15 protein-coding genes are annotated in these 16777 nt (G+C 67.0%); 2 read left to right on the forward strand and 13 right to left on the reverse strand.

Annotation, left to right across the window (positions count from 1 at the left end):
- Positions 1–2: 2 nt before the first annotated feature.
- The 13 genes from ABQ137_RS07455 to ABQ137_RS07515 form a co-directional block, all read right to left on the reverse strand.
- On the reverse strand, positions 3–830 hold the full coding sequence (locus ABQ137_RS07455; protein ID WP_046342166.1) for a phosphatidate cytidylyltransferase: 828 nt from the start codon (positions 828–830) through the stop codon (positions 3–5).
- Positions 827–1588 carry a polyprenyl diphosphate synthase gene (uppS, locus tag ABQ137_RS07460; protein ID WP_026064296.1) on the reverse strand — a complete coding sequence of 254 codons (762 nt, stop codon included), beginning with the start codon at positions 1586–1588 and terminating at the stop codon, positions 827–829. The genes ABQ137_RS07455 and uppS overlap by 4 nt, the downstream gene beginning before the upstream one ends.
- A 17-nt stretch (positions 1589–1605) precedes the next feature.
- Entirely contained in the window at positions 1606–2163 is a 558-nt protein-coding gene (gene frr / locus ABQ137_RS07465; protein WP_016902392.1) for a ribosome recycling factor, read from the reverse strand.
- Positions 2164–2360: 197 nt separating this feature from the next.
- Complete coding sequence (gene pyrH, locus ABQ137_RS07470) at positions 2361–3083, reverse strand: UMP kinase (protein WP_024940374.1); 723 nt, start codon at positions 3081–3083, stop codon at positions 2361–2363.
- A gap of 106 nt (positions 3084–3189) precedes the next feature.
- Positions 3190–4713 (reverse strand): sensor domain-containing diguanylate cyclase, encoded by a 1524-nt coding sequence (locus ABQ137_RS07475; protein WP_024940373.1) that lies wholly within the window; start codon positions 4711–4713, stop codon positions 3190–3192.
- A gap of 283 nt (positions 4714–4996) precedes the next feature.
- The gene (gene tsf, locus ABQ137_RS07480) at positions 4997–5875 is read right to left on the reverse strand and encodes a translation elongation factor Ts (RefSeq protein ID WP_016902389.1); all 879 of its coding nucleotides are present in this window, start codon (positions 5873–5875) and stop codon (positions 4997–4999) included.
- Positions 5876–6045: 170 nt separating this feature from the next.
- Positions 6046–6867 (reverse strand): 30S ribosomal protein S2, encoded by an 822-nt coding sequence (rpsB, locus tag ABQ137_RS07485; RefSeq protein ID WP_026064294.1) that lies wholly within the window; start codon positions 6865–6867, stop codon positions 6046–6048.
- 413 nt (positions 6868–7280) lie between these two features.
- Positions 7281–7988 carry a fimbrial biogenesis chaperone gene (locus ABQ137_RS07490; RefSeq protein ID WP_046342168.1) on the reverse strand — a complete coding sequence of 236 codons (708 nt, stop codon included), beginning with the start codon at positions 7986–7988 and terminating at the stop codon, positions 7281–7283.
- Positions 7989–7990: 2 nt separating this feature from the next.
- Positions 7991–8323, reverse strand: a complete 333-nt coding sequence (locus ABQ137_RS07495) for a hypothetical protein (RefSeq protein WP_046342169.1) — start codon at positions 8321–8323, stop codon at positions 7991–7993.
- A gap of 48 nt (positions 8324–8371) precedes the next feature.
- Entirely contained in the window at positions 8372–9406 is a 1035-nt protein-coding gene (locus tag ABQ137_RS07500) for a Csu type fimbrial protein (RefSeq protein WP_054591607.1), read from the reverse strand.
- Positions 9403–11754 carry a fimbria/pilus outer membrane usher protein gene (locus ABQ137_RS07505; RefSeq protein WP_349781797.1) on the reverse strand — a complete coding sequence of 784 codons (2352 nt, stop codon included), beginning with the start codon at positions 11752–11754 and terminating at the stop codon, positions 9403–9405. Before ABQ137_RS07505 ends, ABQ137_RS07500 begins: the two co-directional genes overlap by 4 nt.
- Positions 11755–11770: 16 nt before the next feature.
- On the reverse strand, positions 11771–12541 hold the full coding sequence (locus ABQ137_RS07510) for a fimbrial biogenesis chaperone (RefSeq protein WP_046342172.1): 771 nt from the start codon (positions 12539–12541) through the stop codon (positions 11771–11773).
- A gap of 8 nt (positions 12542–12549) precedes the next feature.
- Complete coding sequence (locus tag ABQ137_RS07515) at positions 12550–13074, reverse strand: Csu type fimbrial protein (protein ID WP_039530071.1); 525 nt, start codon at positions 13072–13074, stop codon at positions 12550–12552.
- Between the two features lie 318 nt (positions 13075–13392).
- Between ABQ137_RS07515 and map the strand changes: the two genes are divergently transcribed.
- Together map and ABQ137_RS07525 are read left to right on the forward strand one after the other, a co-directional pair.
- Positions 13393–14169, forward strand: a complete 777-nt coding sequence (gene map / locus ABQ137_RS07520; protein ID WP_039520326.1) for a type I methionyl aminopeptidase — start codon at positions 13393–13395, stop codon at positions 14167–14169.
- Positions 14166–16775: a [protein-PII] uridylyltransferase gene (locus ABQ137_RS07525; RefSeq protein WP_349781800.1), complete on the forward strand. Its 2610-nt coding sequence runs from the start codon at positions 14166–14168 to the stop codon at positions 16773–16775. The genes map and ABQ137_RS07525 overlap by 4 nt, the downstream gene beginning before the upstream one ends.
- Positions 16776–16777: the final 2 nt, after the last annotated feature.

Genomic DNA, 16777 nt, shown 5'->3' on the forward strand with positions numbered 1-16777 from the left:
GCCTAGAATCCGAGAATTTCCTTGCCGAGTGCGAACACCGGCAGGGCGGCGAGCACGCCGTCGATACGATCCAGCACGCCGCCATGGCCCGGAATCACCGCACCCGAGTCCTTGGCGCCGGCGTGGCGCTTGAGCAGGCTCTCGAACAGATCGCCCAGCACCGAGGCCAGCACCGCCACCGCCGAGACCAGCACCAGCTGCGGCACATGCGCCAGGGTCAGCCCGGCCAGCCAGCCGAATGCGCAGGCGACCACGATGCCGGCGACCATGCCGCCGAGCAGGCCTTCGATGGTCTTGTTGGGGCTGACCCGCGGCGCCAGCTTGTGCTTGCCGAACGCGCGGCCAGCGAAATAGGCGCCCGAATCGGCCGCCCACACCATGGTCAGCGCGGTCAGCAGCCACAGGTTGCCCTTGTCCGGGTTGGCGTGCAGCAGCACCAGCGCGGCCCAGGCCGGCAGGACCGCCAACGTGCCGGCGGCGAGCTTGAGCGCGCGCGCCTGACCGTTGCCGTGATCGGCACCGAAGGTGAAAAAGCGCAGCCACAACAACGCCAGCAGCCACCAGACCACCCCCACCAGGGCGGCGATCTGGAACAGCACCATGGAGCCGGCCGAGGCCCACACCATCAGCACCATCAGCAGCAGATTGAGCATCAGCAGCACGGTACGCGGCAGGCTGTCGTCGATGCCGGAGAGCTTGAGCCACTCCCACAGGCCGGTCAGGAACAGGACCGCCGCCAGCGCCGCCAGCCATTGCGTGGGCAGCAGCACGATCGCGCAGATGGCGAGCGGCGCCATGATCAGCGCGGCAATCACGCGGGTCTTGGTCATGCGGAGGAGCTCTCCGTCGCCTTGTCGGCGATCTGGGCGCTGGTCAGGCCGAAGCGACGTTCGCGCCCGGCATAGTCATCCAGTGCCTGCTGCAGTACGCCGGCATCGAACTCCGGCCACAGGGTTTCGGTGAACCACAGTTCGGTATAAGCCAGCTGCCACAGCAGGAAATTGCTGATGCGGGTGTCGCCGCCGGTGCGGATGAACAGGTCCGGCGCCGGCAGATCGGCCAGCGCAACGCGGCTGGCCAGCAGCGCTTCGTCGATCTGCTGCGGCTGCAGACGGCCGGCGGCCACTTCTTCGGCCAATGCCCGCGCGGCCAGTGCAATGTCCTGGCGGCCGCCATAGCTGGCGGCGATGCTCAGCACCAGCCGCGCATTGGCGGCGGTCATGCGCTCGGCGGTAGCCATGCGCTCGCGCAATGGCGCCGCGAAACGGCTGCGATCGCCGATGAAGCGCACCTGCACGCCGCGCCGCTGCAGTTCGTCGACCTCGCGATCGAGCGCATGCAGGAACAGCTTCATCAGTGCATCGACTTCCTCCTGCGGACGGCCCCAGTTTTCACTGGAAAACGCGAACAGGGTGAGCGCCGAGACGCCTTTTTCCAGGCAGAAATCGATGGTGCGATTGACCGCGCGCGCGCCGGCGCGATGACCGATCATGCGCGGACGCCGCCGACGCTGCGCCCAACGCCCGTTGCCATCCATGATGATGGCAATGTGGCGCGGCACGGCGGCAGCGGAAGGTGCTGGATGCATGGCAGGCGATGCCACGATCAGACCGTCATCAGTTCCTGTTCCTTGGCCTTGACGACCTCATCCACATCCTTGATGGCCTTGTCGGTGAGCTTCTGGATGTCGTCTTCGGCGCTGCGTGCCTCGTCCTCGGTGACCGCCTTGTCCTTGAGCAGGTCCTTGACCTGCTGATTGGCGTCGCGACGGATGTTGCGGATGGCCACCTTGCTGTCTTCGCCCTCGCCATGCACGGCCTTGCTGAGCTCCTTGCGGCGCTCCTCGGTCAGCGGCGGCAGGTTCAGACGGATCACGGTGCCGACCACGGTCGGGGTCAGGCCCAGATCCGAGGCGTAAATCGCCTTTTCCACGTCCTTGATCATTCCCTTGTCGAACAGGCTGATGACCAGCGAGCGGCCTTCGGAGACGCTGATGCTGGCGACCTGGTTGAGGGGGGTGTCGGTGCCGTAAGCCTTGACCTTGATGCCGTCCAGCAGCGCCGGAGAGGCGCGGCCGGTGCGCACGGTGGTCAGGGAATGGCGCAGAGCATCGATGCTCTTGGTCATGCGCGTCTGCGCGTCTTGTTTGATCTGGTTGAGCATCGCCGGAATCCGTGTGGAGCTGAATCCGGAGATTATAGCCGGGACTGCGTTTTGAGACTTGCCGGCCGGCAGAGTCCTGCGCAGCCGGTTCACCTGGGGTGCCACTCCACGCCCGGCATCGCCATCGGTCAGGCGTCAGCGCAGTCTCCGGGACCGCGCCTTTGCGATTCCCGAATCCCGATTCCCCACTCCCGGCCTCAACTCCGACCCTGCACCAACGTGCCGATCTGCTCGCCATGCAGGATGCGCAGCAGCACCCCGGGCTCGCTCATGCCGAAGATGCGCAGCGGCAGGTCGCTGTCGCGCGCCAGCGCGAAGGCGGCAGTGTCCATCACTTCCAGGCCCTGCAGGATGACTTGGTCGTAGGTCAGGCTGTCGTAACGCACTGCGTCAGAATGCTTCTTCGGGTCCTTGTCGTACACGCCGTCGACCTTGGTTGCCTTGAGCAGCAGGTCGGCGCCGATCTCGATCGCGCGCAGCGCCGCGCCCGAGTCGGTGGTGAAGAACGGATTGCCGGTACCGGCGGCGAAGATCGCGATGCGACCCTTTTCCAGATGGCGGATCGCGCGCCGGCGGATGAAGTCCTCGCAGACATCGTTGATCTTGATCGCGCTCATCACGCGCACCTTGGCGCCGAGCTTTTCCAGCGCGTCCTGCATCGCCAGCGCGTTGATCACGGTGGCCAGCATGCCCATGTGGTCGCCGGTGACGCGGTCCATGCCGCTGGCGGCCAGGCCGGCGCCGCGGAAGATGTTGCCGCCGCCGATCACCAGCGCGACCTGCGCACCGGCCTGCTGAGCTTCGATCACTTCATGGGCGAGGCGGTTGATGACCTTGGGATCGATGCCGTAATCCCCGTCCCCCATCAGCGCCTCCCCGGAAAGTTTGAGAAGAATGCGGCGATAGGCAAGTTCAGACATGGGGGAGACCTCGGTGTGGGGAATCGGCAAACGCCGGCAAGTCTAGCGGAAGCCTGTCACCGGGCGTGGTAAAAATTCGGTAGTTGGCGATGCCGTGATGCGTTGCTCAGTGCGCGCGCGGAGGTTGCGGCGTCGGCATGTCGGTCGCATCGTAGGCGGTGACGCGGTTGCGGCCGCGATGTTTGGAGCGATACAGCGTGCTGTCGGCGGCCTGCAGCAGATGCTCGATGCTCTCGAACTGCCGGTCGCCACCGCCGTGGGTGGCCAATCCCGCCGAGAAGGTGATGTGCAGCGGGCCGCCCTGCAGTTGCGCCATCGGCGTGCGTGCGGTCTCGGCCAGGATGCGCTCGACCACCATCAACGCCGCCTCGGCCGCGGTGTTGGGCAGGATCACCAGGAATTCCTCGCCGCCATAGCGGGCGACCAGGTCGCTGGTGCGCACCATGCGCTGCAGCGTCTGCGCGAAGTTGCGCAGCACCTCGTCGCCGACCAGATGGCCATGCGCATCGTTGACGCGCTTGAAGTCGTCCAGATCGATGAAGGCGATCGACAGCGGCCAGTTCTGGCGCGATGCCAGCTCGAACTCGTGCGCGAGCGCGGTGCCGAGCTGGTGGCGATTGAACACGCCGGTTAATGCATCGCGGCTGGCCTGTTCGGCCAGATGGCGCATGCGGTTTTCCGATTCGTCGGCATGCCGGCGCGCTTCGGCCACGTCCTGCAGCTCGCGCAGGCTGCGCAGCATCGCCAGCTCGCGGGCCTGCTCGAAGATCATCTGGATGTGCTCGGGCTGCGGCACGCGGATGTCGAACAGGGCTTCCAGTTCCGGCAGCGACTCGGCGATGCGTTCGATCACCTTTTCGAAGCGTTCGGCATCCAGTTCCAGCACGTCCTGCGCCTGGCGCTGCGCGTGTTCGGTGGCGGCCACGGCACTGGCCGACAGCCAGATGTCCGCCAGGCGTCCGGACAGCGCGACACAGGCCATGAACGGCTCCAGGCTGGCGGGCTCTTCCTCGCTCTGCGCGATGGCGTTCTGCAGGTAAGGCGGCAGTTGCCATTGATGCGCGAGCCAGGCGCCGACTTCGGCATGGGTGGCGCCCAGATGCGCGCGTTCGGCCTCGATCAGCGCGGCGTTGTCGGGCGCCTGTTCCAGCAGCGGCGCATACAGCTCGGGCGCGCCCTGCAGCAGGGCGAGCTTGCCGATGTCCTGCAACAGGCCGGCCAGCATGAGTTCTTCGGGTTTGCGGATGCCGTAGGCCTGGCCGAGGATGCGGCTGGCCAGCGCGCATAGGCCGGCACGGCGCCAGATGCGCTCATGCAGCGGATGCGCGGTAAAGGTGCTGCGCACGCCATGCACCATCGAAAACCCCAGCGCCAGGCTCAGGGTCGCGTTGAGGCCGAGCATGGTCAGTGCCTGGCCGAGGTTGTCGATGCGGCGGCGGCTGGCGTACAGCGGCGAATTGGCAACCCGCAGCATGCGCGCGCTCAGGGCCATGTCCATGCCGATGACGTTGGCCGTGGTGGTCATGTCCACGTCGGGGTCCTGCGCCAGCTCGATGACGCGTAGCGCAACGCCCGGGGGCGATGGCAGGTTGCGGCAGTAGTGCAGGGCGGCCTGTAGATCTGGTTGCATGGGTCATCGCCGACGGTGGGCGCAAGCATACCGCTGCGCTCGTTAATGGGGCACGCCATGCTCCGCCGTCGCCGCGCGGCAACGCGTGCGCGATAGGGGCGGAAAAGCCTGGTCGGCATCCAGTTCTAGCGGCAACCGCCACGACATCTGTAGAGTTGAGGCCGGTCGCGGGCCCGGCGGATGCGTTCGCTTCAGCTTCGCGCTTTCATGGGCCTGCGCGACAGTGTCGGGCCCAAAAAAAAAGCCGCGGCAGGCCGCGGCTTTCTCTATGCAGTGGCGAGGATCAGGCCAGGCCGGCCTGCTTCATCACTTCGGCGGCGTAGTCTTCCACCACCTTCTCGATGCCCTCGCCAACGGCCAGGCGCTGGAAGCCGACCACTTCGGCACCGGCAGCCTTGACGGCCTGCTCGACAGTCTGGTCGGTGTTCAGCACGTACGGCTGGCCGTACAGGGTCACTTCGTTGACGATCTTGCTGATCTTGCCGCTGATGATCTTTTCCAGGATCTCGGCCGGCTTGGCCTTGTCCTTCTCGGACATCTTGGCCAGTTCGATTTCCTTTTCCTTGGCGACGAACTCGGCCGGGACATCGGAGGCCTTGACGTGCGGCGGGTTCATCGCGGCGATGTGCATGGCGATGCCGCGTGCCAGCTCGATGTCGCCACCCTTCAGCTCGACCAGCACGCCGATGCGGCCGCCGTGCACATAGGCCGCGACGTTGTTGGCGCTGTCGATGCGGACCAGGCGACGCACCTGCAGGTTCTCGCCGACCTTGGCGATGACTGCGGCGCGACGCTCTTCGATGGTCTCGCCGCTGTCGAGCTTGACGCTCTTGAGCGCTTCGGCATCGGCGGCATCCGAGTTCAGCGCGGCGGTGGCCACGGTCTCGGTGAAGGCCAGGAAGTTCTCGTCCTTGGCGACGAAGTCGGTTTCGGAGTTGACTTCGACCAGCACGGCCTTGCCGCCGGCCTGTGCGGTGGCGATGCGGCCTTCGGCGGCAACGCGGTCAGCCTTCTTGTCGGCCTTGGCCAGACCCGACTTGCGCAGCCATTCGGCAGCGGCGTCGATGTCGCCTGCGTTTTCGACGAGTGCCTTCTTGCACTCCATCATGCCGGCGCCGGTGCGCTCGCGCAGTTCCTTGACCAGGGAAGCAGTGATTTCCATGGAATTACCTCATATGGACGAATGCGTGCGGCGGAGGGTTCCGCCAGTAGGGGGCGGCGCAGCCAGGCCGGCCGCCCCCCGTAGAAATGTTCAGTGGCCTCGGCGACGGGCCGCGCTGGACCCGTCGGGGCTGCGGCCGCACAGCATGGTGCGGCCGCATTGCAGGCCGATTACTCGGCAGCCGGAGCGGCAGCGTCGGCCGGTGCGTCAGCCTTCTTGTCGCCCTTCTTGGCCGGAGCGCGACGGCCCTTGCCTTCGTCGGCGGATTCGGCCGAGAACTCTTCTTCGCGGACCGAAGCGGAGTTCGGCGCAGCAGCCTTGCCTTCCAGCACGGCGTCGGCAGCGGCGCGTGCATACAGCTGCACGGCACGGATGGCGTCGTCGTTGCCCGGGATGGCGTAGTCGACCAGGGCCGGGTCGTAGTTGGTGTCGACCACTGCGATCACCGGGATGCCGAGCTTCTTGGCTTCCTTGATGGCGATGTCTTCATGGCCGATGTCGATCACGAAGATCGCGTCGGGCAGGCGGTTCATTTCCTTGATGCCGCCCAGCGAGGCGTCCAGCTTCTCGCGCTCGCGACGCAGGCCCAGCACTTCGTGCTTGACCAGCTTGTCGAAGGTGCCGTCGGTCTCGGCCGACTCCAGTTCCTTCAGGCGGGCAACCGACTGCTTGACGGTACGGAAGTTGGTCAGCGTGCCGCCCAGCCAGCGCTGGGTCATGAACGGCATGCCGCAACGCTCGGCTTCTTCCTTGATGGACTCGCGCGCGCTGCGCTTGGTGCCCAGGAACAGCACGGTGCCGCGCTTCTGCGCGATCGAGGAGAGGAAGTTCATCGCGTCATTGAAGAGCGGAACGGTCTTCTCGAGGTTGATGATGTGGATCTTGCCGCGCGCGCCGAAGATGTACGGCGCCATCTTGGGGTTCCAGTAGCGGGTCTGGTGACCGAAATGGACGCCGGCTTCCAGCATCTGACGCATGGTGACTTGGGGCATTGAAGTAACTCCTGATAGCGGAATCTACGTGCGCGGACTGGACTTTGAAGAGTCCGCGCATGGATGTGCGGGCCCTTGCGAAAGGATGCGCACAAACGATTCCGGGGTTGGGCTTCCCTGTCGCCTCCGTGACGAACCCCTTGCGAGGCACCCCGGCACGGATGGCGGCGGCAGGTGTGAATTCGTCGGTGACGTCCGACGTGAACGACGCAATGCGCAAGAGACGCAAAACAGCCGGCGGAGTATAGCCGGCTGAGCGGGCGGGCGCAATTGGCGAATCGGGATTGGGGAATAGGGATTCGGGATTCGTGATTGGCGGGCCGTGTGTCGCGGCAGTTGTTCGCTGTCGGTCCAGGATGGTCAAAGCGCCAGCACTTGCGAATCCCCAATCCCGAATTCCCAATCCCCAGAGCTCACGGCTCCAACGCCAGCGTCGTCTCGATATCGCTGTTGATCCGCGCCACGAAGCGGCCATTGCCGGCGGCCACGTTGGCGGGCAGCGACCATTGGCGGGTCTGGCCGGGAAGCACATAGCCGGCAAGGTCGTCGCGGATGCTGCGGCGGGTGCCGCCGGCATCGATGTAGGCCAGGTCGGCCAGCCTGGCATGGCCGAGCCCGGCGTTATGGACCTTCAGCGCGCGGCCGCTGCCCTGGCCGGACAGGCTGGCCTGCAGCAGCGGGCGAAGGTCGCCGGGCTGGCTTGGCAGGGCGAACACCGGCGTGGAATAACGCAGCAGTGCGGTGTCGCTACCGGAGGCATGCTGGGTCACTACCAGGCGGTAGCTGTCTTCGCTCTGCACCGGGCTGGGGCCCAGGCGGATCACCCGCAGCAATTGCCGGCCTTGCGGAGGAATTTCGAATTGCGCCGGGCTGACGGTGGCGGCGGTGGCCGGTTCAAGCAGTTCGCGGTCGCCATCCTGGCGCCAGCGGTAGAGTTTGGCTTCGGCGCGCCATGGCAGGGCTGCCTGGTTGTAGAGCCAGACGGTGGTCTGGTCGCTGTCGGCGGGAATGCGGGCGGTGGTCGGGGCGATGGCGATCTCGGCGGCAACGGCGCTGCCACCGATGGCAAGGCCGGCGAGTGTCAGTGCCAGCAGGCCGCGACAGGAGCGGGACGCGGCCATGGTCAGAACGCGATCGTGGTGATGGGCGCGTTGCCGGCAGGCGTTGGCCCGGCGAGTGCGCTGGCATCCTGCCCGGTGCTGGCGGCGGTTGGGGTGTCGGCGCTGCCGGCCGGCGGGGCGATCGCCATCGGCGTGCCCCTGGAGCAGCTGGCGCGCGGCGGCGCAGTGCGCAGTTCGCAGCCGCTGAGCAGACGCAGGCCGATGTGCAGGGTGAAGTTTTCCGGGCCCGGAGCGGTGGCCGCGTTGGCCGCGGTAGAGCTCGCGCTGCAGACGAGGGCGACCAGCGTCAGGCGCTTCAACAAAGTGACCAGCGTCATGAAGGCAATCGTTTGCATTGGAGACGTAACAAATAGCGACGCCCCCAATGCGAACTTTATTAACTGTCAGTAAGTGATCGAGACGGTCACCGTGTCGTTGTAGGCACCCGCGATGGGCTGTTGCGGTGCCGGCGCGCGGCCATAGACGGTCACCGTCTGCGCGACTCCGTTGCCGGTGCCGCTGAGCGTATCGACGCCGATGCTGGTGCCCCAGCGGTTGCCGCGGCCGGCGTCCCGATACAGTTCATAGGCGATGTAGTTGGCACTGCTGGCGTGGCGCATGCGCCGGACGTTGCCGGCGGCATTGATGCCATCGCCCAGCCCGATATTCCAGGCAGTGCGGTTGGTGCATGACAGACTGATGGTGGAGGTGCGGTCGATGGCGGTATCGATGGTGCCGGCGATGCTGCCGAAATCCAGGTCGGTGGTGACGTAGGTACTGCAGCGTGCCGGCACGTTGGCCGAGGCCGTGAACGGAAAGGCGTTGCTGGCGGTCTTGGCACCGCTGCCGCCGGCCGTGCAACTGCTCGGCGCCGGCGGCATACCGATGACGCTTTCGTTGTAGGAGTAGCGCAGCACGGTGTCGGCACCGCCGAAGCTGCTGCTGTGGTTGCCGACCGACAGCGTCTGGTTGGCCGGAATGCGCCCGTACAGGGTAATGCTGGCCGTCTGCGAGCCGCCGGTGACCACCGGAACGCCGTAGGACAGTGTCACCAGGCGCGGCGAGGGTGTCGTCGACCCGGTGGCGCCCCAGACCTGGGTCCGCGTGGCCTCGCTGTAGATCTGGAAGTCCAGGCTGTCGCTGGTGGGGTTGAGCATGCGGCGTGGCGCGTACAGCCCGTTGCTGGCGCTGCCCGGCCCGAGGTCCAGGCACAGACTCACCTGGGCATAGCCGAGCACGCTGAGCGCTGCGGTCGCGCAGGAGACGTTGAGCGTTGCCACCGCATCGGTGGTGCCGTTGGCCGCCACGTTGCCGAACGCCAGCGGGGTACCGAGGGTGACGCTGCAGGTGGTGTCCGCGTGCGCGCCCTGGCAGGGGGCAAGCCACAACGTTGCGATCGCCAGCGCAACGACCAGGCGCCACAGTGCGGGCAGGCTCATGGGGTTTGCTGCTCGAGAACGCAGGGCAGCGGGCCGACCCGCGGGATGCCGCCGGGGTTGATCGGGTAGGTGAAGCGCGCGCTGCAGCGGCCATCCGGCAGCTCCACCAGGATGCGGTTGTCGATCTGCAGATTGTCCAGATAGGTTTCGCCGTCGTAGCCGACCACCACGCGTTCGGCGTTGCCCTCGCGTTGCACCACGCTGCCGACCGGCAACGGCACGCCCTGGGCGTCGTGCAGCACGATCATGGCCGCGCGCACCCGGGTGATGCCGAAGCGCACCGCCACCCCGGACTGCTGGCGCGGTGTCACCGCGGTATCGACGCGGTCCACGCGCAGGTCCGCCGGCAGGTTCAGGGTGTCGATGGACAACTGGTTGCGCTGCCAAGACTGCAGCGGGGTGACCAGCAGCATCCCGCGCGCATCGGTGACGCCGATCAGGCGATTCTCCAGCCGCACCGGAATGCCGGGCTGGCCGTCGGTGGAGACCACCGCAAAGGCATCCTGGATATCGCGCGCGGCAAAGCCGCGGCCATTCATCCACACCAGGCTGCCGCTGGCGCTGGCATAGCCGAAGTTGGCGCCATCCTGGTTGGCGACGCCGAGGTTGTAGCGGCCGATGCGGTTCAACCACCCCAGCTCGGCCAGGCCGCCGTTGGCATCGTCGCCGGCACGCCCTTGCAGGCGCCAACCGATCCCGCCCAGGTCGCCGTCGCCGGGCAGCGGCTGGCTCAGATCGGCCACGAACCCGGTGCGGTTGCCGTTGCGTTGCATCGAGGCGCTGGCCTGGCGCAGCTCGCCGAACGTGGTCGACAGCGACAGGTACAGGCTGCGGTCGCTGCGCACATCCAGGTTCTGGTTGCCGGACAGATTGGCCGCCCAGTTGCGCCCGAAACTGCGCGACCAGAACAGGCTCGCATACCGCGAGGTGTCGCCTTGCGGGTAGCTCAGCCGCACATAGCTGGTGCCCAGCGAGCCGATCGGATTGACGTTGACGCCGAACACCGCGCGGTCGCTGATGCGCGCCGGCAACGCGCCCTGCAGTGCGCCCAGGTCGCGATAGTCGCCGTGGGTGCGCTGGGTGCCGGCAGTGAAGTTGAAACGACGGTTGTTCCAGGCATACCCCAGCACGTACTGCCCGCCGCGCAGCGCATCCATCCGGCTATGCGCGTAGGCCGCGTTGACCACGCCGCCTGCGCCGAGCAGCCACACGCCGCCGGCACCGGCGTTGACCACGCCGCCGCCGGCCTCGGTATGCGCTTCGATGGTGAAGTCATCGCGTAGGCCCTTGCGCAACGTGGCGCTGGCGACCGTGCGCGACTCGTAGGAAAACGAGCGCACGCCGTAGTCCTGGCGCAGATGGCCGATGCCGGCCGACCATTCGGAAATGCCGCGCGCCAGCAGTTGCGGCGTGCCATAGAAGGCGAAGTCCAGCCGGCGCACCTGGCCGAACGCATCGGTCACCACGATCTGCGCCTGCCCGGTGCCGCTGATGCCGGGTTGCGCGGCCAGCTGGAACGGGCCGGCCGGCACCTGGCCGCTGTACTGGCGCAGCCCATCGACGTAGAGCTCCACCGTCGACGGCACCACCGCCTCGCCCAGGAAGCTTGGTGTGGGGGTGAGCACGCGGTACGGCTGCAGGGCGTAATTGCGGCCGATCTGTATCCCGCCCAGGCGGATCGAGCGGCTCCAGTCGACAAAGCCGCTGTAGAAATCGCCGACCGTCAGGCTGGTGGCGCTGTCGGGGAAATCCATCTGCCAGGCGCTGTCCAGACGCACCGCTTCGCTGCGCCAGCGCTGGTCCTGCGGGCGGTCGTAGGCCAGGAACACCGCGGTGGTGTCGACCATGCCGCGGCCGATGCCGAAGCCGCGCACTTCGGTGGCCAGCGACACGCTGCTGGCCCCGGCATTGCGCGTGGCATAGAAGTCGTAATTGAGCAGCATGCCCGGCGAGGCAGTGGCGCTGGGCGGTGAGACCTGTTCGGCCTTGAGTACCGTGGTGGAGAGCGACAGCTGCGCCAGCGGCACCTGCAACGCAAGCCGTTGCAGCGCAGCGTCGTAGCGCACCTCCACATCGGGCAGGCGATCCAGATCGACCAGCTCGCTGGCGGGGCGGTCGGCCAGGAGGAAGCCCAGCTTGCGCAGCGTGTCGACGGAGCCGCGCAGGTGGCCGTCCACCAGTTCGAACGGTGCCAGGCCGCGCTCGGCCTGGTTGAGGCTGACATCCAGGTACAGCGTCTGCGGCAGGGCCGCCACGTTCTGCGGCGCCTGATCGGACAGTGGCGCCATGTCGGCCAGATCGCCGGAGGCGGCGTGTGCCAGGCAGGTGGCGGCCGCAAGCAGCGTCATCGCCAGCCGGCCCGCATCACGGCGCTGCTGGCGCGGCCAACAAGGTGCGTTCGTCCGCCTCACCATTGATCCTTGCGATGATGGTGCCGCGGCCGAACTGGGCCAGCGGTGCCCCCAGCGACCAGCGCATGGTCTGGCCGGGCAGGACATAACCCACCAGCCCGTTCAATGCCGTCCTGGTCGTGCCATCGACCCGATGCTGCAGGTCGGCGACCTGGGCGTGCCCATTGCCGGTGTTGCTGATCTGGATCTGCGCATTGCCGTCGCTGCCGGCAATCACCTGCGTGCTCAGGGTCGGGGTGGATTCGGTCTTGCCCGGCGGCAGCAGGAAGATCGGCACCGAGTAGCGCAACACGAACTGCATGCCCTTGCGATCCGCATCGGCGTTGGGCAATTCGTCGACGATGATGCGGTAGCAGGCTTCCTCGCCGGTCGGCGCGGGCCCGGCGCGAATCACCCGAATCAGCTGGCGCTCGCCGGCGGCCAGCGTGCGCATCGGCGGGCTGACCAGCAGTTCCTGGGTGGGGTCGAGTTGATCCTTGCCGTCACGCTGGGTCCAGCGATAGGCGCGGGTCTGCACCTGCACCGGCGCGCTGCCGCTGTTGCTCAGCCAGAGCCCGTCGGCGGACTGCTGTGCGCTCAGCGTCAGCGAGGTCGGCGCCAGCTGCAGGCTGGCCGCATGGGCCGGCTGCAACGGCACGCCGCTGCCAAGCGCCAGCATCAGGCTCAATCCGGCCGTGACCAGCCAGGCCGGCATCCGGTACGACAGGCGGTGGTGCAGTGGCATGCGCGCGCTCAGTAGACGATCGTGGCGGTGATGGTGTCTTGGTAGGTACCGGTCGCGGGATTGTTGGCCGACGGGTTGGTCACGCGGCCGTAGACCGGATAGACCTGGTTGATGCCGGTGGCGGTGCGGCTCAGCGTATTGGTGCCGGTGGTGCTGCCCCATACCGTGCTGCGGCCCAGATCCTGGTACAGCTGGTAGGCGATGAAGTTGTTGGTGGTGACCAGCGCATCGGTGTTCTTCATGCGGCGGGTGGTGACGTCGTTGGCGGTGCCGGCATTGCTGCCCGCGCTCAACGCAATGTTGTACGGCGTCAGTGCGGTGCATTGCGCGGTCACGCTGCCGTTGGCGTCGGCATTGGCGGTGGAGGTGGACAACACCGAGCCGAAGTCGACGTCCGTCGCCGAGGCAGCGGTGATGGTGCAGGCCTTGGTGACGGCGATCTTGACGTTGAATGTGGTGGTATCTGCTGCGGTGGCAACGCCAATGGTCGAGAGCAGGCCGAGGGACAGCAGGACAGGGCGGACAGTACGCATGGACATTTCCTTGACCGGTCTGGTCATTGGTGACGCGACGACTCGTCGCCCTGCCTCCAATGCATCAGCTGTGCCAAAGATTACCCTGAATGATTTGGCTATCTCGCTGTTTATCCTCAGAGTTTTCCCGAAATTGCGATGTCTCTCGGATGACCCCGTTCATTGAGTTTTTGACGCGCGCGGTAGTGCGTCACACATGAATGCGCGGTGCCGCCAGATTCTTGCTGCCCGGTCCGTCTGGGCGCTTGATCGGCTGCGGCATGAAAAACAACCGCGCGGGTCGTTCAGATTCAGCCCGAATCGGCGATAATCGCTGCCATGAGCGTCAATCTGAAAACCAAAGAAGAAATCGAACTGATGCGCGTCGCCGGCCGCCTGGCCGCCGAGGTGCTCGATGTCGTGGCGCCGTATGTGCAGGCGGGCGTGACCACGGCCGAGCTGGACCGCATCTGCCACGACCACATCGTCAACGTGCAGGGCACCATTCCTGCCAACGTCGGCTACCGCGGCTTTCCCAAGAGCGTGTGCACTTCGGTCAACAACGTGATCTGTCACGGCATCCCGAGCGCGGCCAAGGTCCTGAAGGACGGCGACATCGTCAATATCGATGTCACCGTCATCAAGGACGGCTGGCATGGCGACACCAGCCGCATGTATTACGTCGGCACGCCGTCGGTGATGGCCAAGCGGCTGGTGGAAACCACCTACGAGGCGATGTGGCGCGGCATCCGTGCGGTCAAGCCGGGCGCAACGCTGGGCGATGTCGGCCACGCGATCCAGAAGTTTGCCGAAGCCGAGCGCTTCAGCGTGGTGCGCGACTACTGCGGCCACGGCATCGGCAAGGTCTACCACGACGAGCCGCAGGTGATGCATTACGGCCGTCCCGGCGAAGGCCTGGTGCTCAAGCCCGGCATGACCTTCACCATCGAACCGATGATCAACGAAGGCACCTACCACCATAAGACCCTGCCGGACGGCTGGACCGTGGTGACCAAGGACCGCAAGTTGTCCGCGCAGTGGGAACACATGGTCGCGGTGACCGAAGACGGCGTGGATGTGCTGACGCTGTCGCCGAACGCTCCCGCTCCGGTATGACGGCCACGCCGGCGGACCGACCCGACCCGGGTGTCGCCGGCGATGCCGAGTGGGCCGCGCAAGCGCGCCCGCTGCTGGTGCATGCCGACATGCGGCTGTGCAAGCGCTTCGACCAGGGCGAGCCGATCGAACGCCTGGTGGCCTTGCGCGCCCGCGCGGTCGATCAATTGATGCGCAATGCGTGGACGCGCTGCATCCCGGCCGATGCCGGGCTGTCGTTGCATGCCGTCGGCGGTTACGGGCGCGGCGAACTGTTCCCGCGCTCGGATGTGGATGTGCTGGTACTGGGCGAGACCGGCGTGCAGCAACAGCTCGAGCAGGCCCTGGCGCGGCTGTTCGCCTTGCTGTGGGATGTGGGCCTGCCGATCAGCCACGCGGTGCGCTCGCCGGCGCAGTGCACCGCCGCGGCGGCCGATCAGACGGTGCTGACCGCCTTGATCGAGTCGCGCCCGCTGGTGGCCGGCAGCCAGGCGCGCGCCGCGCTGGCGGCAGCGATCTCGCCGCAACTGGTGTGGCCGGCGCGCGAATTCTTTCAGGCCAAGCGCGAAGAGCTGCTGGCGCGGCATCAGCGCTTCGGCGATACCGCCGACAATCTGGAGCCGGACATCAAGGACGGCCCCGGCGGCCTGCGCGACCTGCAGACGCTGGGCTGGATGGCGCTGCGCGCGTTCGGGGTCAAGGATCTGGAGGCCCTGGTCGGGCTGGGCCATGTCGGTTTCGACGAGGCCGTAGCGCTGCGACGCGAGCGCGAGGAGCTGGCGCGCTTGCGCTTCGGCCTGCACCTGGTGGCCAACCGGGCGGAAGAGCGGTTGGGGTTCGATTACCAGAAGACGCTTGCCGAGCGGCTGGGCTTTGCCGACGACCCGGAAAGCCTGGGCGTGGAAAAGATGATGCAGCGCTTCTACCGCAGCGCTGCATTGATCCGCCGCATCAGCGACCGCCTGCTGCAGCGTTTCGAAGAACAGTTCGACGGCGAGGCGGTGCCGGAGCCGCTCGGGGAGGGCTTCAGTCTGCGCCGCGGCTATCTGGCTGCGGATGCAGAGGACTGGCCGGCCGGCGACGTGCTGCAGGTCTTTGCGCTGTTTGCGCAGTGGGCGGCGCATCGCGAGGTACGCGGGCTGCATTCGCTGACCGCGCGCGCGCTGGCCGAGGTGCTGCGCGATTTGCCCGCCTACGACGTCGCCGACGCGACCGCGCGCGACCGCTTCATGGCGCTGCTGCGCGGCCCTCGGGCGGTGGAGTCGCTCAACCGCATGGCGCGTTTGGGCGTGCTGGGCCAGTGGATTCCGGCATTCGCCAGCGTGTCCGGGCGCATGCAGTTCGACCTGTTCCATGTCTACACGGTGGACCAGCACACCTTGATGGTGCTGCGGAACATCTCGCTGTTTGCCGCCGGTCGCGCCGACGAGCGTTTTTCGATCACCCATGAAGTCTGGCCGCGCCTGCGCAAGCCGGAATTGCTGCTGCTGGCCGGCCTGTTTCATGACATCGCCAAGGGCCGCGGCGGCGATCATTCCGAGCTGGGCGCGGTGGATGCGCGCGCGTTCTGCCAGGCGCACCGGCTCAGCGAAGGCGATACCGCGTTGGTGGCCTGGCTGGTCGAACAGCATCTGCGCATGTCGGTCACCGCGCAGAAGCAGGACATCTCCGACCCGGAGGTGATCCACCGTTTCGCCACCCTGGTCGGCACGCGCGAGCGCCTGGATTACCTGTACCTGCTGACCTGCGCCGATATCGCCGGCACCAGCCCCAAGCTGTGGAACGCGTGGAAGGACCGGCTGCTGGCCGACCTGTATTTCGCCGCGCGGCGCGCACTGCGCGAGGGCCTGGAGCATCCGCCGCCGCGCGAAGAGCGCCTGCGCGAAGCGCGCGAGTCCGCCCGCGCGCTGATGCAGGCGCAAGGCCACGACGATGCCACCATCGACCGCCAGTTCGCCGGCATGCCGGATGAAAACTTCCTGCGCTTCCGTCCCGAGCAACTGGCCTGGCAGGCGGTGTCGCTGATCGAGGTGCAGATCGGCCAGACCCTGGTCAAGGCGCGGCGCGCGGTACCGGACAACGACGCGCTGGAAGTGTTCGTGTATTCGCCCGATCGCGACGGTTTGTTCTCCGCGATCGTCGCCACGCTGGATCGCAAGGGGTATGGCATCCATCGCGCCCGCGTGCTGGATGCGCCGCACGATGCGATCTTCGACGTGTTCGAGGTGCTGCCGCAGGACAGTTCCGCCGATGGCGACCCGCAGCGCCTGGCCGCGGCCTTGCGCCAAGTGCTGGCCGGCGACCTGCACAAGGTGCGTCCCTCGCGGCGTGCGGTGCCGCGCCAGCTGCGCCACTTCCGCTTTGCGCCGCGCGTGGAATTCAGCGAAAGCGCCGGTGGCCGCCGCACCCGCATCAGTCTGGTTGCGCCCGATCGCCCAGGCTTGCTGGCCGATGTGGCCAATGTGCTGCGCCTGCAACACCTGCGTGTGCATGATGCGCGCATCGCCACCTTCGGTGAGCGCGCCGAAGACCAGTTCCAGATCACCGACGAGCACGACCGCCCGTTGCCCGAATCCGCCCGGCAGGCGCTGCGCGATGCGCTGTGCGCCTGCCTCGATCCCACCTGAGT

Origin of the sequence: Xanthomonas sp. WHRI 8393, assembly GCF_040203315.1 — a bacterium.
In the GTDB taxonomy this organism is placed as follows: domain Bacteria; phylum Pseudomonadota; class Gammaproteobacteria; order Xanthomonadales; family Xanthomonadaceae; genus Xanthomonas; species Xanthomonas arboricola.

Bases quoted from the DNA above. Each gene is read 5' to 3' on its own strand.
- ABQ137_RS07455 (WP_046342166.1), bottom strand. From the start codon at position 830: ATGACCAAGACCCGCGTGATTGCCGCGCTGATCATGGCGCCGCTCGCC.
- uppS (WP_026064296.1), bottom strand. From the start codon at position 1,588: ATGCATCCAGCACCTTCCGCTGCCGCCGTGCCGCGCCACATTGCCATC.
- frr (WP_016902392.1), bottom strand. From the start codon at position 2,163: ATGCTCAACCAGATCAAACAAGACGCGCAGACGCGCATGACCAAGAGC.
- pyrH (WP_024940374.1), bottom strand. From the start codon at position 3,083: ATGTCTGAACTTGCCTATCGCCGCATTCTTCTCAAACTTTCCGGGGAG.
- ABQ137_RS07475 (WP_024940373.1), bottom strand. From the start codon at position 4,713: ATGCAACCAGATCTACAGGCCGCCCTGCACTACTGCCGCAACCTGCCA.
- tsf (WP_016902389.1), bottom strand. From the start codon at position 5,875: ATGGAAATCACTGCTTCCCTGGTCAAGGAACTGCGCGAGCGCACCGGC.
- rpsB (WP_026064294.1), bottom strand. From the start codon at position 6,867: ATGCCCCAAGTCACCATGCGTCAGATGCTGGAAGCCGGCGTCCATTTC.
- ABQ137_RS07490 (WP_046342168.1), bottom strand. From the start codon at position 7,988: ATGGCCGCGTCCCGCTCCTGTCGCGGCCTGCTGGCACTGACACTCGCC.
- ABQ137_RS07495 (WP_046342169.1), bottom strand. From the start codon at position 8,323: ATGCAAACGATTGCCTTCATGACGCTGGTCACTTTGTTGAAGCGCCTG.
- ABQ137_RS07500 (WP_054591607.1), bottom strand. From the start codon at position 9,406: ATGAGCCTGCCCGCACTGTGGCGCCTGGTCGTTGCGCTGGCGATCGCA.
- ABQ137_RS07505 (WP_349781797.1), bottom strand. From the start codon at position 11,754: ATGACGCTGCTTGCGGCCGCCACCTGCCTGGCACACGCCGCCTCCGGC.
- ABQ137_RS07510 (WP_046342172.1), bottom strand. From the start codon at position 12,541: ATGCCACTGCACCACCGCCTGTCGTACCGGATGCCGGCCTGGCTGGTC.
- ABQ137_RS07515 (WP_039530071.1), bottom strand. From the start codon at position 13,074: ATGCGTACTGTCCGCCCTGTCCTGCTGTCCCTCGGCCTGCTCTCGACC.
- map (WP_039520326.1), top strand. From the start codon at position 13,393: ATGAGCGTCAATCTGAAAACCAAAGAAGAAATCGAACTGATGCGCGTC.
- ABQ137_RS07525 (WP_349781800.1), top strand. From the start codon at position 14,166: ATGACGGCCACGCCGGCGGACCGACCCGACCCGGGTGTCGCCGGCGAT.